The organism is Streptomyces sp. NPDC059832 (genome assembly GCF_042731715.1).
Classification (GTDB): Bacteria; Actinomycetota; Actinomycetes; order Streptomycetales; family Streptomycetaceae; genus Streptomyces.
The window spans coordinates 104,613-121,421 of record NZ_JBHWIY010000011.1 but is presented as its reverse complement, the minus strand read 5'-3'; the positions used below and the strand labels follow the sequence as shown (position 1 = coordinate 121,421).

Below are 16,809 nucleotides of genomic sequence, written 5' to 3'. Positions count from 1 at the left end.
TCGGATGTCGCGCGGCAGCCGGCGGTCCGACGGCACGGCCTAGGCCGGGGTGGCATCGAGAGCGTGGCCCACCAGGGCCAGCAGCGACTCGATGACGGTGATCTTGTTGCGCGCGTCCATGATCACAACAGGCACGTGCGGCGGGACCGTCAGGGCCTCCCGTACGTCCTCGGCCTCGAACCCGGGTGTTCCCTCGAAGTGGTTGACGGCGACGATGTACGGCAGCCCGCAGCTCTCGAAGTAGTCGAGGGCGGGGAAGCAGTCGGCGAGCCGGCGGGTGTCGGCCATCACGACCGCGCCGATCGCGCCGCGCACCAGGTCGTCCCACATGAACCAGAAGCGCTGCTGGCCCGGTGTGCCGAACACGTACAGCACGAGGTCGTCGTCGAGTGTGATCCGGCCGAAGTCCATCGCGACGGTCGTGGTGACCTTGTCGGGCGTCGCGGAGAGATCGTCGGTCTCCTCGCTGGCCTGGGTCATCATCGCTTCGGTCTTCAGCGGGGTGATCTCGGAGACCGACCCGACGAAGGTCGTCTTGCCCACGCCGAACCCGCCCGCGACCACGATCTTCGTGGCGATGGGGGCCCTGGTGTGGTCCAACTGCCAGGCCTGGAGCGACTCCTCGGCCTGGTCCCTGGCGCCCGGCTGCCGCGGGGCGAAGAGCGGCGACTCAGAGACGGCGGAGTCCATTGAGCACCCTTTCGAGCAGTGCGCGGTCGGGCTGGCCGGTGCCGTGACCGGTCCCGTACACGCGGATCTTTCCCTGGTCGGCCAAGTCGCTGAGCAGCACCCGGACCACGCCGAGCGGCATCTTCAACAGGGCCGAGATCTCCGCGACCGTACGCATCCGGCGGCAGATTTCGACGATGGCCTGGAGTTCCGGCATGACGCGGCCGGCCAGGTTGCCGTTGGTCAGCTCCCGGCGCTCCTCGGGCGCTTCGAGCGCGGCGACGAACGTCTCGACGAGCAGGACGTGGCCGAAGCGGGTGCGTCCGCCGGTGAGCGAGTACGGGCGGACCCGTGCGGGCCTTCGGTCGGACCCGCGGACGGGGAGCCTGCGGGCGGGTTCAGCAGCGGGCTTCACTGGGTGCTCTCCATCGATTTGCGCAGTTCACTGCGGAGTTCGGGGGTGAGTACATGTCCGGCCCGGCCGACGAAGAGCGCCATGTGGTAGGCGATGACGCTCATGTCGCAGTCCGGGGTGGCGTGCACACCGAGCAGCGAGCCGTCGCTGATCGACATGACGAAGACGCTGCCTTCGTCCATGGCGACCATCGTCTGCTTGACGCCGCCGCCGTCCATCAGTTTGGCGGCGCCGATGGTGAGGCTGCCGATGCCGGAAACGATGGTCGCCAGGTCGGCGCTGGAGCCCTTGGGGCCGTCCTGCCCGCCGGTGCTCCGGGCGACCAGATGGCCGGGGTCGGAGGAGAGCAGCATCAGTCCGTCGGACGAGACGACGGTGACCGAGTGGACCCCTGGCACCTCCTCCACCAGATTGCTCAGCAACCAGTGAAGGTTACGGGCCTCGGTACTCAGCCCGAATGTGCTGGGCGCAGTCAACTGCGTGCCTCCTCGACTGTGTCCCCCGTCTCATCCGTCTGATCGGTACGTACGGGGTGTCCACCTGGTCCGGTGGCTCCCGGGAGGGACTGCGTGGCCGTGATCTCGGCGATCTCCGCCTCGACGTCCCGGCGGCCGTCCTTCGCGCCCTGGTGGAAGCCGCCGAGCCGACGGCGCAGCGCCTCCTTGTCCAGACTGCCCTTGCGCTCGGTGGTGGGTGCAGCGGTGGGCTTGACGACCTTGGGGGTGCGCTTGGGCAGCCCCTTGTCCGTGATGCGTTCGGCCTGCTGCGGCTGCGGCTGCTGTTCCGGCTGCCGGGGGCCGGGCAGTGCGTCGGCCACGGGTGTGGGGGTCGGCGCGGGAGCGGGGGCCGGGGCGGCGGTGTACGGCTCCGGGGTCTCGTCCGCGACGTGCTCATGGCGGTCGGGGCCGATGGCGTAGGGGTCGGGCGCCCTGCTCTCGGGTACGTCCGCGAACTCCGGCACCACCGGGAGCCGGACCTGCATCGTGACCTCGGACTCCGCCTCGACCGGAAGCTCCGTCGTGGCCGGGGCCTCCGTCCGGGCCGGGGCGGGCGCGGGGGTGACGGCGGGTGCGGGAGGAGCGGCGGGTGCCGGCTCGGCGCCCGCCTCGCGGATCGTCTGCTCGGCGGCGGCGATCAGCGGGTCCCCGGGCAGGCCGAGCGTACGGCCCGGCAGTGCGTTGGAGTTGGCCTCGGCGACCGATCCCGGCAGGTTCAGCGCGGGCGCCTCCCCGGGGATCTGCACCGGCGGCGGGGTGGCGGCCGGGGGCGCCTTCGGCAGCAGGGCCTGGGGCAGGACGACGACGGCGGTGACCCCGCTGCCCTTGTGGTCGCGCAGCTGGACCCGTACGCCGTGGCGCGCGGCCAGCAGGGAGGTGACCTGGAGGCCGAGACCGGCCCCGGGCGCCCCCTTGTCGTCCGGCTCGCCCGCATCGAACAGGGTGGGGTCGCCCAGCCGGGTGTTGAGTTCGCTCATCCGCGCGGCCGACATCCCGATGCCCTCGTCCTGCACGGAGAGCATCACCTCGCCGCTCTCCAGCAGCCAGCCGGAGAGCTGGACGTGGGAGTCCGGCGGCGAGAAGGAGGTCGCGTTCTCCAGGAGTTCGGCGACGAGGTGGCTGAGGTCGTCGGCGGCGAAGCCGGCGATCTGGGCGTGCGGCGGCAGGGACTGGATGGTGACCCGCTCGTACCGCTCGATCTCCGACACGGCGGCGCGCAACACGTCGACCAGCGGGATCGGCCCCGCGTGCCCGTGGCCGTGCTCGGCGCCCGCGAGGACCAGCATGTTCTCGCTGTGCCTGCGCATGACGGTGGCCATGTGGTCGAGCTTGAAGAGGGTGGCGAGCCGCTCCGGGTCGTGCTCCCGCTCCTCCAGGCTCTCGATGACCCCGAGCTGGCGCTCGACCAGGCCGAGGGTGCGCAGCGAGAGGTTGACGAAGGTGTGGTGGACCGTGTTCTTCAGCCGCTCCAGCTGGCCGGTGAGGTCGGAGGCCAGGACCTGGAGCTCGGCGCGCTGGACGGTGAGGGCCTCGCGCCCGGCGATCAGCTCGGCGCGCTCGGTCTGCAGGCTCTCGAAGCGGCCGTTGAACTCGTGGAGGAGCCCCTGGAGCTTGCCGTGCAGGCTGTTGAGGGACCGTACGACCTGGGCGAACTCGTCGTTGCGACCGGTGTAGCGGATCGGCTCGGCGGTGTCGGGCTCCGTGGCCAGGCGGGCGGCGCCGATCCGCAGGACGGCGAGCGGCTGGGTGAGGGTGCGGGCCACGGCGGTGGAGACGCCGACGGCGATCAGCAGACAGCCGCCGAGCAGCGCGATGCGCAGTTCGAGCGCGGTGACGTCGTCGTCGCGCAACTGCTCCAGGCGCTGGATCTGTTCGGTGCCGAGGGCCGACTCGACGCTCCGCATCCGGTCGATCCGGGCGGAGAGCGCAGCCTCGGCCTTCTTGAGGTTGGTCTGCTGGTCGGAGTCCGACAGCTCGGGGCGGTCGGTGAGGGAGTTGAGGTACTTCTCCGCGCTGTTGACCTCGGGGCCGGTGACGGTGGACGACAGCTTGTCGCGGGCGGTGGCGCCCGCGGCCTGGTCGAAGTCGGCGAGCGAGCCGAGCTCGCGGACCCGGGCCTGCTGGGCGGCGGCGCTCAGCTCGTCACGGGTGCGGTCGTCCTTGTCGCTGCCCCTGTCCTGGGGCTGCATCGGGAGCCCGGTCAGCGGGTCGGTCTGCGGGACCGGGTCCTTGCGGGGCACCGAGAGCGCGGCGATCAGCAGACCGCGGGTGGCGGAGGCCTGCTCGGTGGCCTGCCCGAGGGCGAGCGGGGCGCGGGTGGCCTCGGCCGCGCGCGGCGGAGTCTTCTCGGCGAGTTCGTCGGCGAGGTCGTGGAGCTTGGCGATGACCTCGGAGTAGGCCTGGTGGGCCTCCAGTGCCGTGCCCTTGCCGCTGAGCGCGTCGCGGCGCAGGGAGGGGATGGTGGAGAGGTCGCGGCGCAGTGCCTCCGGGGCCGTGCCCCTGATCTCGTCGACCTGCTGGTCGACGCGGGCGCTCCGGCCGCGCGAGTCGTCCTTGCCGTCCGTCGCGCCGGACTTCCCGTCACGTCCGGCGGCGATCCGGGCGGTGACCTCGTCGCGCTCGTCCGCGAGGGCGTGGGCGAGGGCGAGGGCCTGCTGGTTCAGCTCGGCGAGGGTGACCAGCCGTTGCGATTCGTTCAGTTCGGAGGAGGCGGCGAGGATCGCGGGCGTGCCCGCGGCGATGACGGTGATACCGACGACCGCGACACCGGCGACCAGCCGGCTCCGTACGCGCACGGTGCGCCGGGTGCCCTCGCTCTCGGCAGGTGCCGGTGGCGTCGCCCCGGAACCGCGCTGCTTGCTGCCCTTGCTCCGAGGCCGCTTCTTCTGCACCGGTGCTCGCAATCTTGACTCGTCCGCCCTTGAAGCAGAGGTGACGCACGGTCACATGTAACGAGCGCCCCGACCCCTGGTACGGCTTCCGACCATTCCAGTGCTTTTGAGAGGGGGGCGCGCATCAACCACTCCGCCACCTGAACGAGTGAACAACACTCCGGAGTTGGCGAACAAGTTTGCCCCGGAGGGTCTTCGGCCACACCTGGTCCGTCGGCTGGAACTTCCGCGCAGGCTTTGGCAGGATGCCCGCCCGCACGCCCCACGGAGTCATTCCTTCCGCTCCGGGCACTCGTCTGACCTGCTGGTGCAGGCCAATCCCGGGCGGGTGCAGGGCTCGTGAAGGGGTCGTGCAGACTGGCCGCATGCGCATCGAACTGGCCACCGCCCCCGGCAGCCCGGAACGCCCGAACGAGGACTGGGTCGCCACCGCACTTCCCGCTTCCGGCCAGGGCGGGGCGCTGATCCTGCTCGACGGAGTGACCCCGCCCCGGGGGGACGACGGTTGTGTGCACTCGGTCCCCTGGTTCACCGCCCGGCTGGGCGGCGCGCTGGTCGAACTGTCCGGTTCACGGCGGGATCTGACTCTTCAGGAGATCCTGGCAGTGTCCATCCGGCGCACCGCCGACACGCACCGTTCCCTGTGTGACCTTTCTCACGTGCGCACACCTCAGGCGACGGTCGTCATGGCGCGCTGGGACGACCGCGAGGTCGAACACCTGGTGCTCTCCGATTCCGTACTGCTGTTCGAGGCGCACGACGGAAGTGTGCGCCCCCTGCTCGACGACCGGCTCGACCGGCTGCCGCCCGGCTCGCTGAGCACCGAGGCGATCACCGACGCCCGGGTGCGGAACAAGGAGGGCGGCTTCTTCACCGCCGCCGCAGACCCCTCCGTGGCGGCCCGCGCGGTCACCGGGCGCACCCCGCGCGACCAGGTGCGGGCCATCGCCGCACTGACCGACGGGTCGGCCCGCTGGACCGAGATGTTCCACGAGGGCGACTGGGCGGACTGCCTCGGCATCCTCCACAAGGAAGGGACGCAGGCGCTGATCGACCGGGTCAGGGCCCTGGAGGACGCGGACACCGGACGCGTGCGTCTGCGCCGCAGCAAGACGCACGACGACGCGACGGCGGTCTACGCGGTGCTGTGACGGCACACCGGGAGGCCGGCCGGTGGGCGTCAGTCCTCGGCTCGGGCGTTCAAGTGGTGCAGCAGCCTGGCCAGTTCGGCCACCTCGGCCCGGTCCCAGTCGTCGAGCTTGCGGACATAGCGCTCACGGCGGGCGTCACGCACACTGCGGTAGCGGGCCAGCCCCTCGACGGTGAGGTGGACGAGGAAGGCCCGGCCGTCGGCCGGATCGGGTTCACGGGCCACCAGTCCGAGGTCCTCCAGGGCGCGCAGTTGACGGCTCATGGTCGCCTTGCCCACCCCGAAGTAGGCTGCGAGATCGGTGGCCCGCTGCTGCCCCGCAGACTCCAGCCGGACGAGAAGTCCGTACGCGGCGGCCTCCAGTTCCGGGTGGACCTCGCGTGCCATCTCCCCCGAGTTGGCACGTGCCCGGCGCAGAAAGACGGCCAACTCCCGCTCCAGGGCGAGGAATGCGTGGTCCACACCACTCCCCCCGGTCGCGCCGGGTTCACTACCGCTTTCGCTCCCGTGCACGTCAACACCCCTCGTGAGCTTTCCTGTCGCTGAAAATTTCTTTCGCCGCTGGTCATCGCCGCAGCTCCGCCAGTATTTCGTAGGCGTAGACCAACGGCAGCGACCAGGCCCCCTTCCGCAGCACGGGTCTACGTGCGTAGCGTCATGCATGGCATGTTCACACCATTACATGTCACAGGGGGTGCGCCCGGCGCCCCCTGGGATCAGCACGTCCCCCCACCACGTCCTCGGAGGCATTCCCCATGCCGGTGCTCAGATCCACTTCCAAGGCGTCCCGCCGCTCGCGCTTCGCGGCGGCCGGAACCCTGCTCGCAGCCCTCTCCCTCCTGCTCACCCTGCCCGGCGCGGCGAGCGCCGCCGGCACCCATGACCCGGCCGCCGCCAAGAAGCCCGCCCGCGGCACGGCCACGATGGGCATGGGCGTCGTCGCCCACGACGGCCAGGGCGGACTGCCGCGGGACACCCGCGCCGTCCAGACCGAAGGCGTGGACGTCTCCGGCCACCAGGGCAACGTCAACTGGTCGACGCTCTGGAACAGCGGCGTGAAGTGGGCCTACACCAAGGCCACCGAGGGCACGTACTACACGAACGAGTACTTCGCGCAGCAGTACAACGGCTCGTACAACGTCGGCATGATCCGCGGCGCGTACCACTTCGCCACCCCGAACACCACGAGCGGCGCCGTCCAGGCCAACTACTTCGTGGACCACGGGGGCGGCTGGTCGCGGGACGGCAAGACGCTGCCCGGTGTGCTCGACATCGAGTGGAACCCGTACGGCGACCAGTGCTTCGGCAAGACCGCGGCCGGCATGGTCTCCTGGATCCGCGACTTCGTGAACACGTACAAGGCGCGCACCGGACGCGACGCGGTCATCTACACCGCCACCAGCTGGTGGAAGACCTGCACCGGGAACAACGCGGGCTTCGGCGCCACCAACCCGCTGTGGGTGGCCCGCTACGACTCCACGGTCGGCGAGCTCCCGGCCGGCTGGGGCTTCTACACGATATGGCAGTACACCTCGTCCGGCCCCACCGTCGGCGACCACGACCGCTTCAACGGCGCCCTCGACCGCGTCCAGGCCCTCGCCAACGGCTGAGCCCGCCCGCCGCACCGCTTCACCCAGCAGAGCCCCGGTGATCCACCGGGGCTCTTCGCTTTCACCCCTCCGACCAGGGATTTCGCCCTCCGGGGCAGCAGCGGACCCCTTATGCATTCGACGTATACACGCTATGTATAGTCCTTCTCTGCCGCACACCGCGCGCCCTGTTCAGCCACGGAGGAGTGACCCGCCTTGTCCATGAAGACGAAGTCGATCGGTACGGGGTTGGCCGCCGCCCTTGTGACGGCGCTCACCCTGACGCTGAGCGGCTGCTCCATGCAGACCACCGCGCCGGCCTCGGCGCGTGGTGACGCGGGCTCCGACGCCAAGGGTTCCTTCGGCCCGGTGGACTGCCGCAAGGCGAAGTGCATAGCGCTGACCTTCGACGCGGGACCGGGCGAGGACACCCCGCACCTGCTGGACATCCTCAAGGAGAAGAAGGTGCACGCGACCTTCTTCCTGCTGGGCAAGAACCACGTCAAGAAGCACCCCGACACCGTGCGCAGGATCGCCGCCGAGGGGCACGAGGTGGCCAACCACACGTGGACCCACCAGGTCCTGACGGACCGCAAGCCGGCCGAGATACGCGCCGAGCTGGCGAAGACGCAGGACGCGATAGCGGAGATCACCGGCAAGAAGCCGCGCCTCATGCGCCCGCCGCAGGGCCGCACCGACGACACCGTCTCGGACATCAGCAAGGACCTGGGGCTCTCCCAGATCCTGTGGAGCGCCACCGCGAAGGACTACTCCACGACCGACTCGGCGCTGATCAAGAAGCGCATCCTGGACCAGGCGAGCAAGGACGGCGTCATCCTGCTGCACGACATCTACAAGGGCACGGTGCCCGCGGTGCCCGGCATCATCGACGCACTGAAGAAGCAGGGCTACACCTTCGTCACCGTGCCGCAGCTGATGGCTCCCGCCGAGCCGGTCCCCGGGACCATCTACCGTCCCTGAGCGGCCGGGCCGGACACCCGGGGACCCCCGGCACGGGTGCGCCGGGGGTCCTGCCGGGCAGGGGGTACGTCAGCCGCAGTTGCCCGCGGGCCGCTCCCGCGTCACCAGGTCGGTCCAGCCGGTGGTGCCGTCGATCCACACCACCCGCCTGCCGCCGTCGGCCGCCGCGGACGACTGCTCGCCACGGTTGCAGGAGACCCGCTGGACACGCGATCCGTCCGGGGTCAGCTGCCACAGCTTGGGCAGCGTCTCGTTGCGGTACACCGTGTCCGGGGTCTGCGCCGTCACGGTGACCGCGTCGTCGGACGCCGTCAGGTCGTACGCGAAGAGCGCGCCGTCACCGGTCTCCGGGCTGATGTCCTTGAGCCCGGTGCCGTCCGGGTTCGACCGGCGCACCGCGAACTGGCCCCGGTCCGCCACCTCGTCGACCAGCCACACCACGGAGTCCTTGGTGACCGCGGTCTGGCCGAGCGCCTGCGGTGTCCCGCTCTGCGGCAGCAGCTTGGTCTTCCCGGTGGTCACGTCGAGCACCTCGACGCCCAGCTCGTACTCGTTCTCGCCCGGGTAGAGCTTCCCGTAGGCGATCGTGGAGCCCTTGACGGATCCGACCGCGGTGGAGAGGTAGTACTTGCCACCGTCCACGTAGGCCTGCTTGCCGGTCCGGGTGTTCACATAGCCGACGTGCTGGCTGCCGAACGGGTCGTACTCGGTGAAGACCACCAGGTCGCCGTCGACCCGCAGCCCCTCGACGCCGGTGAAGGACGTCCAGACGGTCTTGACCGGACCGCCCGCGATCGGGCGGCTCAGGATGTCGACGCCGGTGTCACCGAACGCCGCCCACACCACGGTCTTGCCGTCGGTCGCCGGATACACGTGGTAGCGGCCGTCGTTGGGGCTGATCAGCTTGGGCGCCCCCTTGCCGTCGGTGCGTCCGGCGTAGACGGAGTACGGCTCCGAGCCGTCGTCGTTCGACTTGGACGTGGCCCACCAGCCGCCGCCCGCGCCGACGCCCGTTCCGGCGATGTTGAGCTTGCCGAAGAGCTTGTCGGAGTCGACGCCGAGCGCCTTCTCCCAGCCCGGGACGATGCCATGGGCGTCGAACGACCGCTTGACGACCGCCAGTTGCTTCGCCGTGACACCCAGCTCCCGGGCTGCCGCGATGGTGGCGTTGCGCCCCTCGGTGAAGCCGTCGAGCGGGGTCAGATAGGAGTCGAGCGCCCGGTAGGCGATCTTGTCGGCGAGCTCGGCACCGAGGTCCTCGCGGATGTCCCAGAGGGCGCCGGAGTAGATCGTGGAGTTGAGGTGCACACCGCCGTTGTCGGTGGAGAAGGCCACGCCGAGGTGGTTCTTCGAGGTGGTGGCGCCGTCGTTGAGATCACGGAAGGCACAGGCGCGGGGCGCGGTGGTACGGCACAGGTCCTCGCCGATCAGCCCCGCGTCCGGGTCGTCCATGGCCGTGCCGGAGGCGGTGACGTCGATGGCGTTGCCGAAGTAGTCGGCTATCGCCTCGTTCATCGCGCCGGACTGGCCCGCGTAGACGAGGTTCGCGGTGCTCTCGACGACGCCGTGGGTCATCTCGTGGCCGACCACGTCGAGGTCGGCGGAGAGCGGCTTGTACTCGCTGTCGCCGCTGCCGTAGACCATCTTCTGGCCGTCCCAGAAGGCGTTGACGTACGGCCTGCCGTTGAGGGTCACCCCGACCAGCGAGTTGATGTTCATGCCGCGGCCGTCGAGGCTGTCCCGGCCGTGATGCTTCCTGTAGTAGTCGTAGACCTGGCCGGCCGCCCAGTGCGCGTCCGTCGCGCCGGACTGGCCGGCCTCCTTGCCGAAGTCACTGGTGGGGTGGCTGAACACGCTGATCCCGCTGGGCCAGCGGCCGGACGCCTCGCCGACGTCGACACCCTGGGCGTCCCAGGTGGCGAGTACACCCTTGCTGGTGTCCCACTGCCGGGAGTAGTCCTCCATGAGGTACTTGTCGTTGCCGCTGTCGTAGTAGAGGTCGAGCGGGACCTTGCTGCCGTCGACACGCAGACCGGTGCCCTTGACGCCCGGGAAGTCGTCGCCCGCCCCGGCGGCCGGCGCGGCCTTGGCGGCGGCGGCCTTCGCGGGTGTGCCCGCCGCGGAGGTCGCGTCCGGCGCGGTCAGGGTCTTGATGCCGCTGTACTGGAGGACCGGGAAGCCGGCCGCGGCGTCGATGTAGACCTCCTGGAGCACCGGCTCGCCGGTGGCCGGGTCCGTACCGCGCACGGTGACGTGCTGGGCCAGGACCCCGGCCCCCTTCGGGATGACCACGAGCCCCCGCGCGGTACCGGTGAGCGCGGCCGCCCGTGCGGACTTCTTCCCCTTCGCGCGGACCGCGTCGGCCTCGGTCAGCGTGTTGCCACCGAGCCGGGACGCGGTCGTGGCGACGGCGCGGCGCACGGCGAGCTCCGCGTCGACCTTCGCCTCGGTGCCGGTCGTCAGCCCGGTGAAGTACTTGCCCGAGGTGCCGGTGACGACGCGCTTCCCGGCCTTCTTCTCCATCCGTACGACGTACTGGCCGCCGAGCACCTCGACGCCGTGGTGCTTCTGCTGGAACCGCACCGTCTCCTCGGAGCCGCTGGTGAGCGACTGCACGGGCGTCAGATCCCGCTGGGGATCGGCGATCCGGTAGCGGCTCTTCCGGTCGGCGAGGTGGCTGCGGGCCGCGTCGGCCGGCTTCGCCCCCGCGTCCACCCGCTCGGAGATCGCGTCGACGAGGGCCGGGGTGGCGGTGCCGTCCCCGGGGACGACCTCGGACCGTGGCGCGGCGGCCGACGGGGTGACCGCCTGGGCCGGGAGCGCGGTCACGACGAGCGCCGCGCTGCCGAGCAGAGCGGCCAGGGCAGCGCCCCTCGGTATGCCGCTCCCCCTCGGTGCGCCGCTTCCCCTCGCCGCCGTGGATCCGCGTGAACCTCTTCTGGACGTACGCAATTCGACCCCTCCCACGTGCCTGGAAACCATCCAAGTCGTCATGGCCATGCAACCCGTGGGGCATCAATGGATCAATGTGACAGCCGTGTTGACAAGTGGGCACGCCCACTTGTGTGGCTTGTGAAAACGGAGTGAGAATCCAGGCATGATCCAGGGGGAGCTGCGGGATCTCGGTCTCGGGGAGGCCGAGCAACGCGTATACGAGGCACTGCTCGCGGGAAATGCCGCCGACGCGCAGGAGCTCGCCGCACTGCTGGACATGACACCGGAGCTGCTGGCGGCGACGCTCGACCGGCTGGCCGAACACGGCTTCGCCCTGCCCGGACCGCCCGGCGAACCGGATGCGCTGCCGCGGGCGGCGACCCCGGCCGGTGCGATCCGCGCGCTCATCCACCGCCGTCAGGCGGAACTCCATCTGCGCTCGGCCGAGTTGGAACAGCTCCGGATGAACGCCGACCGGCTGGCCGGCCGGCTGATGTCCGGCTCGCCCACCGCCCCGGAGGACGGCATCGAGGTGGTCGTCGGCCCGCACGCCATCGGCGAACGCGCGGAGTACCTGCTGGCCTCCGCCGAGCACGAGGTGGCGATCCTCGACCGGCCGCCCTACGTGAAGGGCCTGCCGCGGAAGGGGAGTTCACGCTCCCCCGGGCTGGACATCGAGGCGCTGCTGGACCGGGGCGTACGGGTACGCACGGTGCTGGACCGGGGCGTACGGGTACGCACGGTGCTGGACCGGGAGGGCGTGAGCTACCCGGGCCGGATGCGCTCGCTGACCGGACTGGTCGAGCGGGGGCTGCGGGCCCGGGTCGCGCCGGGCGTACCGACCAAGCTGATCATCGTGGACGGGCGGATCACCCTGCTGCCGCCGAGCGACGCCTCCGACCCGACGGCCTCCGCCCTGGTCGTCGGCGACGCGCTGCTGCGCAACGCGCTGGTGCCGCTGTTCGAGACGGTGTGGGAGCGGGCGACTCCGCTGGGCGGCTCGGGCGGGCCGCTGCCGGAACCGCAGAAGGAACTGCTCGGGCTGCTCGCGGCGGGGCTGAAGGACGAGGCGATAGCGCGCCGGCTGGGCGTCCATGTGCACACGGCCCGGCGCCGGATCAGCGTGCTGCTGGATTCGCTGGGGGCCCAGACGCGCTTCCAGGCGGGGGCGCAGGCGACGCTGCGGGGGTGGCTGGAGGTGTGACCACCGGTGCGGGACGGCGGCCGGTGCGGGGCGGGTGACGGCGCGCACCGTCGGCCGGGGCCGGTTGCCGGTACGCACCTGCGGAGCACGCGGAACGGCCCGCCTGCACGCACCTCCGGCGCACGCGGAACGGCCCGCCCACCCGTTGCCGGGAGGCGGGCCGTCCGTACCGGTCGCGTACGCGGTGCCACGTCCGTCACGCCGTGGCGGCTACGCCGCGGCCGGGATCCTCTCCTCGGGCCTGGTCGCGGAGGCCGGGGCCAGGGCGATCTCCAGGACCTGGCGGACATCGGTCACCGGGTGGACCTCCAGCGTGTCCAGCACCTCGGCGGGGACGTCGTCCAGGTCGGCCTCGTTCCGCTTCGGGATCACCACGGTGGTGATCCCGGCGCGGTGTGCGGCCAGCAGCTTCTGCTTCAGGCCGCCGATCGGCAGCACCCGTCCGGTCAGCGAGACCTCACCGGTCATCGCCACGTCCGTGCGGACCAGCCGTCCGGAGAGCAACGAGGCCAGCGCCGTCGTCATGGTGATACCGGCGCTCGGGCCGTCCTTCGGGACCGCGCCCGCCGGGAAGTGGATGTGCGCGCCGCGGTCCTTCAGGTCCGCGACGGGCAGTTCCAGCTCCGCGCCGTGCGAGCGCAGGAAGCTCAGCGCGATCTGCGCGGACTCCTTCATGACGTCGCCGAGCTGGCCGGTGAGGGTCAGTCCGGACGCCCCGGTCTCCGGGTCGGCCAGCGACGCCTCCACGAACAGCACGTCGCCGCCCGCGCCGGTCACCGCGAGCCCGGTGGCCACGCCCGGCACCGAGGTGCGGCGCTCGGCCGGGTCCTGGGCGGACTCGGGGACGTGGTGCGGACGCCCGATCAGACCGCGCAGATCCGCTTCGGTGACCGTGAACGGAAGCTCCCGGTCGCCCAGTTCGTGCTGGGCCGCGACCTTGCGGAGCAGCCGGGCGACGGCCCGCTCCAGGTTCCGTACGCCCGCTTCACGGGTGTACTCGCCGGCCAGCTTGCGCAGCGCGGACTCGTCGAGCGTCACCTCGTCCTTCCCCAGACCGGCCCGCTCCAGCTGGCGCGGGAGCAGGTGGTCCCGGGCGATGACGACCTTCTCGTCCTCGGTGTAGCCGTCGAGCCTGACCAGCTCCATGCGGTCGAGCAGGGCCTCCGGGATGGCTTCGAGCACATTGGCCGTGGCCAGGAAGACGACGTCGCTGAGGTCGAGCTCGACCTCCAGGTAGTGGTCCCGGAAGGTGTGGTTCTGCGCCGGGTCGAGGACTTCGAGGAGGGCGGCGGCCGGGTCGCCCCGGAAGTCGGAGCCGACCTTGTCGATCTCGTCGAGCAGGACGACCGGGTTCATCGAACCGGCCTCCTTGATCGCCCGGACGATACGTCCCGGCAGGGCGCCGACGTACGTACGCCGGTGGCCGCGGATCTCCGCCTCGTCCCGCACACCGCCGAGCGCGACGCGGACGAACTTGCGGCCCATGGCGTGCGCGACGGACTCCCCGAGCGAGGTCTTGCCCACGCCCGGAGGCCCCACCAGCGCCAGCACGGCACCGCCGCGCCGCCCGCCGACGACCCCCAGGCCACGGTCGGAACGCCGCTTGCGGACGGCGAGGTACTCGGTGATGCGCTCCTTCACGTCCTGGAGCCCCGCGTGCTCGGCGTCGAGGATGCGCTGGGCGCCCCGGATGTCGTAGGCGTCCTCGGTCCGCTCGGTCCACGGCAGTTCGAGGACGGTGTCGAGCCAGGTCCTGATCCAGGAGCCCTCGGGGCTCTGGTCGGAGGAGCGCTCCAGCTTGTCGACCTCCTTGAGCGCGGCCTCGCGGACATGCTCGGGAAGGTCGGCGGCCTCGACCCGGGCCCGGTAGTCGTCGGACTCGTCTGCGCCGGAACCAGGACCGCCGTTGAGATCGGAGAGCTCCTTGCGGACGGCTTCGAGCTGGCGCCGCAGCAGGAATTCGCGCTGCTGCTTGTCGACGCCCTCCTGGACGTCCTTGGCGATCGACTCGGCGACGTCCTGCTCGGCGAGGTGTTCACCGAGCCACTGGATGGCGAGCTTCAGCCGGGCGACCGGGTCCGTGGTCTCCAGGAGCTGCACCTTCTGGGCGGTGGTGAGGAAGGGCGAGTAACCGGAATTGTCGGCGAGCGCGGAGATGTCCTCGATCTGCTGGACCCGGTCCACGACCTGCCAGGCGCCGCGCTTCTTCAGCCAGCTGGTGGCGAGCGCCTTGTACTCCTTGACCAGCTCGGCGGCGGCGCCGGGAAGCGGGTCGGGGACGACCGTGTCGACCCGTGTCCCCTCCACCCAGAGCGCTCCCCCCGGCCCGCTGGTCCCGGCCCCGATCCGCACCCGGCCCCGGCCGCGGATCAGCGCGCCCGGATCTCCGTCCGAAAGCCGTCCGACCTGTTCGACGGTGCCGATGACACCGGTGCCGGTGTACGTCCCGTCGATCCGCGGCACCAGAAGCACCTCGGGCTTGCCGCCGCCGTCCCGGGCCGCGGCCTGCGCGGCCTCCACGGCGGCACGTACATCGGTGTCGGACAGGTCCAGAGGCACCACCATCCCGGGCAGCACGACCTCGTCGTCGAGCGGCAGCACGGGCAGGGCGAGCGGAGTGACCGCATTCGAATCGATAGCCATGATCTCCCCTTCGGCAGTCAAGTTGAGCTATCCAGACTCAATGCTCCTGAGCGGCCTATTGTTCCCCGGGGAGTGTTCGCTGTGAGCGATCGAGCGGTCGCGCTCGCGCCCCGACCCCCGGTCGCCGGGCCCCGGCCCCCGCCCCCGTCCGTCGGGGCGGATAAACCATTCGGCTCGTCACGGAAATGCGGGCACAGTGCCCGCATGGACGACGACAGCGGCGGCCGAGGGCTGAACCAGGACGGGACGATCCGGCGGGAGGGCTCGCTGAGCCGGGTGCCCGAGGCATTCGCCCCCGTGGTGGCGGCGGCCCGGTCCCGGATCGCCGAGGCGTTCGACGGCACGCGGCTGCACAGCGCGTACATCTACGGCAGCATTCCGCGCGGCGCGGCCATTCCCGGTGTCTCCGACCTGGATCTGCTGCTGGCCCTGCGCGGCGCGCCCACGGCCGCCGACGAAGTGACGGCCCGCGCCTTGGAGGCCGAGCTGGACGCCTCGTTCGACGTGATCGACGGCGTCGGCATCCTGCTGTCCCGCGCCGAGACCCTCACCAGCGAGCTCGAACGCAACGACCTCGGCTTCTTCGTCGCCTGCCTCTGCACCCCGCTGCTGGGCGAGGATCTCGCCGGACAGCTGCCGCACTGTCGTCCGACCCCGCTGCTCGCCCGCGAGACCAACGGGGACCTGTATCTCCTGCTCCCCCGCTGGCGGCGAAGGGCCGCAGAAGCCACCACGGACGCCGAACGCCGATATCTGAGCCGGGGCGTCGCCCGCCGTCTCGTCCGGTCCGGCTTCACCCTGGTCATGCCGCGGTGGCGCGGCTGGACCAGCGACCTGGCCGAGTCCGCCGAGGTGTTCGCCCGCTACTACCCGGACCACCCGGAGCGGATCGAGCAGATGCGGCTGGCCGCGCACATCGGCCGCAACCCCTCCGCCGACCCGGCCGTCGTCGCGGCACTCATCGACGACCTGGCCCCCTGGCTGGCGGCCGAGTACCTCGCGGTGCACGGCGAGAAGACACCACGCCCCTGACCACCGCTCCCCTGACCGCACCGGCCCGGCGCAGCAGCGGCCAGCAGGCCACACCGAGCAGCAGTGCCAGCGGATGGCCCCAGTTGGCGAGCGGGTTGTCCAGATCGAGCAGGTCGCGCACGAGCATCGCGCCCACCCCGCCGAGCACCAGCACCCGCACCAGCGGGGTGAGCAGTCCGGTGAGCGCGCCCACGCTCGCCAGCAGCCCGAAGCTGATGCCGTAGTCGAGTCGGTGCAGCGACGACTCCGGCAGATGCCCGACGACCACGGAGAGCCCGACCGGGATCTCCGTGGCGAGCGTCGCCACGACATGACCGAGCAGGAACACCGCGGCGGTCCGCCACCCCCCGATGCGGCGTTCCAGCGCGGTCAGCACGAGAGCGAAGGCGAAGACGTACGGGGAGGTGAGCCCGCCGACGACCCACAGGGCGCTGGCCACCAGGACGAGCAGCGGGGTCTCGCCGAGGTGCGCGACGTCCGTGCTCGATTCGCGCAGCACGGCGGCGACGGTGTCGGGATCGGCGTACTCCATGAAGAGGGACGTGGCGACCAGCACCAGCAGGTATCCGAAGGTGAACGGGGTACCGGTGGGCGTCGGCAGCAGCCGCGGCCATCGGCGGGCCCTGCGGACCGGAGGCGGCGGGGCGGCGGTGTCGCCCGTGCGGCTCTGGCGCGGGATGGCGTCGAGCAGCGGAGCCGCGAAGGGTTCTTCGCGGACCGCCCTGTCCGTACGCTGATGCACCGCGTGAGGCCCCTTTCCGTCACAAGCCCCCCAAAGCAACGCCCTGCCTTCTGTGATCATCC

General features: G+C 71.3%; 13 protein-coding genes. 5 read left to right on the top strand and 8 right to left on the bottom strand.

Going from position 1 to position 16,809, the window contains the following annotated elements; all coding sequences use genetic code 11:
• Positions 1 to 39: 39 nt before the first annotated feature.
• Genes ACFV8T_RS21150 through ACFV8T_RS21135 form a run of 4 tightly spaced genes read right to left on the bottom strand, consistent with a single transcriptional unit; the run spans position 40 to position 4,472 of the window.
• Positions 40 to 690 carry an ATP/GTP-binding protein gene (locus tag ACFV8T_RS21150; RefSeq protein WP_266414357.1) on the bottom strand — a complete coding sequence of 217 codons (651 nt, stop codon included), beginning with the start codon at positions 688 to 690 and terminating at the stop codon, positions 40 to 42.
• The gene (locus ACFV8T_RS21145; RefSeq protein WP_266414359.1) at positions 671 to 1,084 is read right to left on the bottom strand and encodes a DUF742 domain-containing protein; all 414 of its coding nucleotides are present in this window, start codon (positions 1,082 to 1,084) and stop codon (positions 671 to 673) included. The genes ACFV8T_RS21150 and ACFV8T_RS21145 overlap by 20 nt, the downstream gene beginning before the upstream one ends.
• The gene (locus ACFV8T_RS21140; protein WP_266414361.1) at positions 1,081 to 1,560 is read right to left on the bottom strand and encodes a roadblock/LC7 domain-containing protein; all 480 of its coding nucleotides are present in this window, start codon (positions 1,558 to 1,560) and stop codon (positions 1,081 to 1,083) included. The genes ACFV8T_RS21145 and ACFV8T_RS21140 overlap by 4 nt, the downstream gene beginning before the upstream one ends.
• The gene (locus tag ACFV8T_RS21135; RefSeq protein ID WP_385329496.1) at positions 1,557 to 4,472 is read right to left on the bottom strand and encodes a nitrate- and nitrite sensing domain-containing protein; all 2,916 of its coding nucleotides are present in this window, start codon (positions 4,470 to 4,472) and stop codon (positions 1,557 to 1,559) included. The genes ACFV8T_RS21140 and ACFV8T_RS21135 overlap by 4 nt, the downstream gene beginning before the upstream one ends.
• A gap of 365 nt (positions 4,473 to 4,837) precedes the next feature.
• Here ACFV8T_RS21135 and ACFV8T_RS21130 point away from each other — a divergent pair, with 365 nt between their 5' ends.
• Positions 4,838 to 5,623: a hypothetical protein gene (locus ACFV8T_RS21130; protein ID WP_385329493.1), complete on the top strand. Its 786-nt coding sequence runs from the start codon at positions 4,838 to 4,840 to the stop codon at positions 5,621 to 5,623.
• A 29-nt stretch (positions 5,624 to 5,652) separates the two neighbouring features.
• On the opposite strand, the gene ACFV8T_RS21125 is transcribed toward ACFV8T_RS21130, so the two are convergent.
• Positions 5,653 to 6,135 (bottom strand): MarR family winged helix-turn-helix transcriptional regulator, encoded by a 483-nt coding sequence (locus ACFV8T_RS21125; protein WP_385329491.1) that lies wholly within the window; start codon positions 6,133 to 6,135, stop codon positions 5,653 to 5,655.
• Between the two features lie 242 nt (positions 6,136 to 6,377).
• On the opposite strand from ACFV8T_RS21125, the gene ACFV8T_RS21120 reads away from it, so the two are divergent.
• Positions 6,378 to 7,232, top strand: a complete 855-nt coding sequence (locus ACFV8T_RS21120) for a lysozyme (RefSeq protein WP_385329488.1) — start codon at positions 6,378 to 6,380, stop codon at positions 7,230 to 7,232.
• A 201-nt stretch (positions 7,233 to 7,433) separates the two neighbouring features.
• Positions 7,434 to 8,192 (top strand): polysaccharide deacetylase family protein, encoded by a 759-nt coding sequence (locus ACFV8T_RS21115; RefSeq protein WP_385329871.1) that lies wholly within the window; start codon positions 7,434 to 7,436, stop codon positions 8,190 to 8,192.
• A 69-nt stretch (positions 8,193 to 8,261) separates the two neighbouring features.
• On the opposite strand, the gene ACFV8T_RS21110 is transcribed toward ACFV8T_RS21115, so the two are convergent.
• The gene (locus ACFV8T_RS21110) at positions 8,262 to 11,174 is read right to left on the bottom strand and encodes a M4 family metallopeptidase (protein WP_385329486.1); all 2,913 of its coding nucleotides are present in this window, start codon (positions 11,172 to 11,174) and stop codon (positions 8,262 to 8,264) included.
• 115 nt (positions 11,175 to 11,289) lie between these two features.
• Between ACFV8T_RS21110 and ACFV8T_RS21105 the strand changes: the two genes are divergently transcribed.
• A complete protein-coding gene (locus tag ACFV8T_RS21105) occupies positions 11,290 to 12,330 on the top strand; it encodes a TrmB family transcriptional regulator (protein WP_385329484.1) in 1,041 nt (346 codons plus the stop codon).
• Positions 12,331 to 12,540: 210 nt separating this feature from the next.
• Here ACFV8T_RS21105 and lon read toward each other — a convergent pair whose 3' ends face one another.
• Positions 12,541 to 14,973, bottom strand: a complete 2,433-nt coding sequence (lon, locus tag ACFV8T_RS21100; protein WP_385329482.1) for an endopeptidase La — start codon at positions 14,971 to 14,973, stop codon at positions 12,541 to 12,543.
• A 204-nt stretch (positions 14,974 to 15,177) separates the two neighbouring features.
• Between lon and ACFV8T_RS21095 the strand changes: the two genes are divergently transcribed.
• Positions 15,178 to 16,005: a nucleotidyltransferase gene (locus ACFV8T_RS21095; protein ID WP_385329479.1), complete on the top strand. Its 828-nt coding sequence runs from the start codon at positions 15,178 to 15,180 to the stop codon at positions 16,003 to 16,005.
• Here the strand turns inward: ACFV8T_RS21095 and ACFV8T_RS21090 are convergent.
• On the bottom strand, positions 15,932 to 16,747 hold the full coding sequence (locus ACFV8T_RS21090) for a rhomboid-like protein (protein WP_385329477.1): 816 nt from the start codon (positions 16,745 to 16,747) through the stop codon (positions 15,932 to 15,934). The two genes, ACFV8T_RS21095 and ACFV8T_RS21090, sit on opposite strands and share 74 nt — an antisense overlap.
• Between the last annotated feature and the right edge of the window lie 62 nt (positions 16,748 to 16,809).

Bases quoted from the DNA above. Each gene is read 5' to 3' on its own strand.
- ACFV8T_RS21120 (WP_385329488.1), top strand. From the start codon at position 6,378: ATGCCGGTGCTCAGATCCACTTCCAAGGCGTCCCGCCGCTCGCGCTTC.
- ACFV8T_RS21130 (WP_385329493.1), top strand. From the start codon at position 4,838: ATGCGCATCGAACTGGCCACCGCCCCCGGCAGCCCGGAACGCCCGAAC.
- ACFV8T_RS21105 (WP_385329484.1), top strand. From the start codon at position 11,290: ATGATCCAGGGGGAGCTGCGGGATCTCGGTCTCGGGGAGGCCGAGCAA.
- ACFV8T_RS21095 (WP_385329479.1), top strand. From the start codon at position 15,178: ATGGACGACGACAGCGGCGGCCGAGGGCTGAACCAGGACGGGACGATC.
- ACFV8T_RS21115 (WP_385329871.1), top strand. From the start codon at position 7,434: ATGAAGACGAAGTCGATCGGTACGGGGTTGGCCGCCGCCCTTGTGACG.
- lon (WP_385329482.1), bottom strand. From the start codon at position 14,973: ATGGCTATCGATTCGAATGCGGTCACTCCGCTCGCCCTGCCCGTGCTG.
- ACFV8T_RS21110 (WP_385329486.1), bottom strand. From the start codon at position 11,174: ATGGTTTCCAGGCACGTGGGAGGGGTCGAATTGCGTACGTCCAGAAGA.
- ACFV8T_RS21150 (WP_266414357.1), bottom strand. From the start codon at position 690: ATGGACTCCGCCGTCTCTGAGTCGCCGCTCTTCGCCCCGCGGCAGCCG.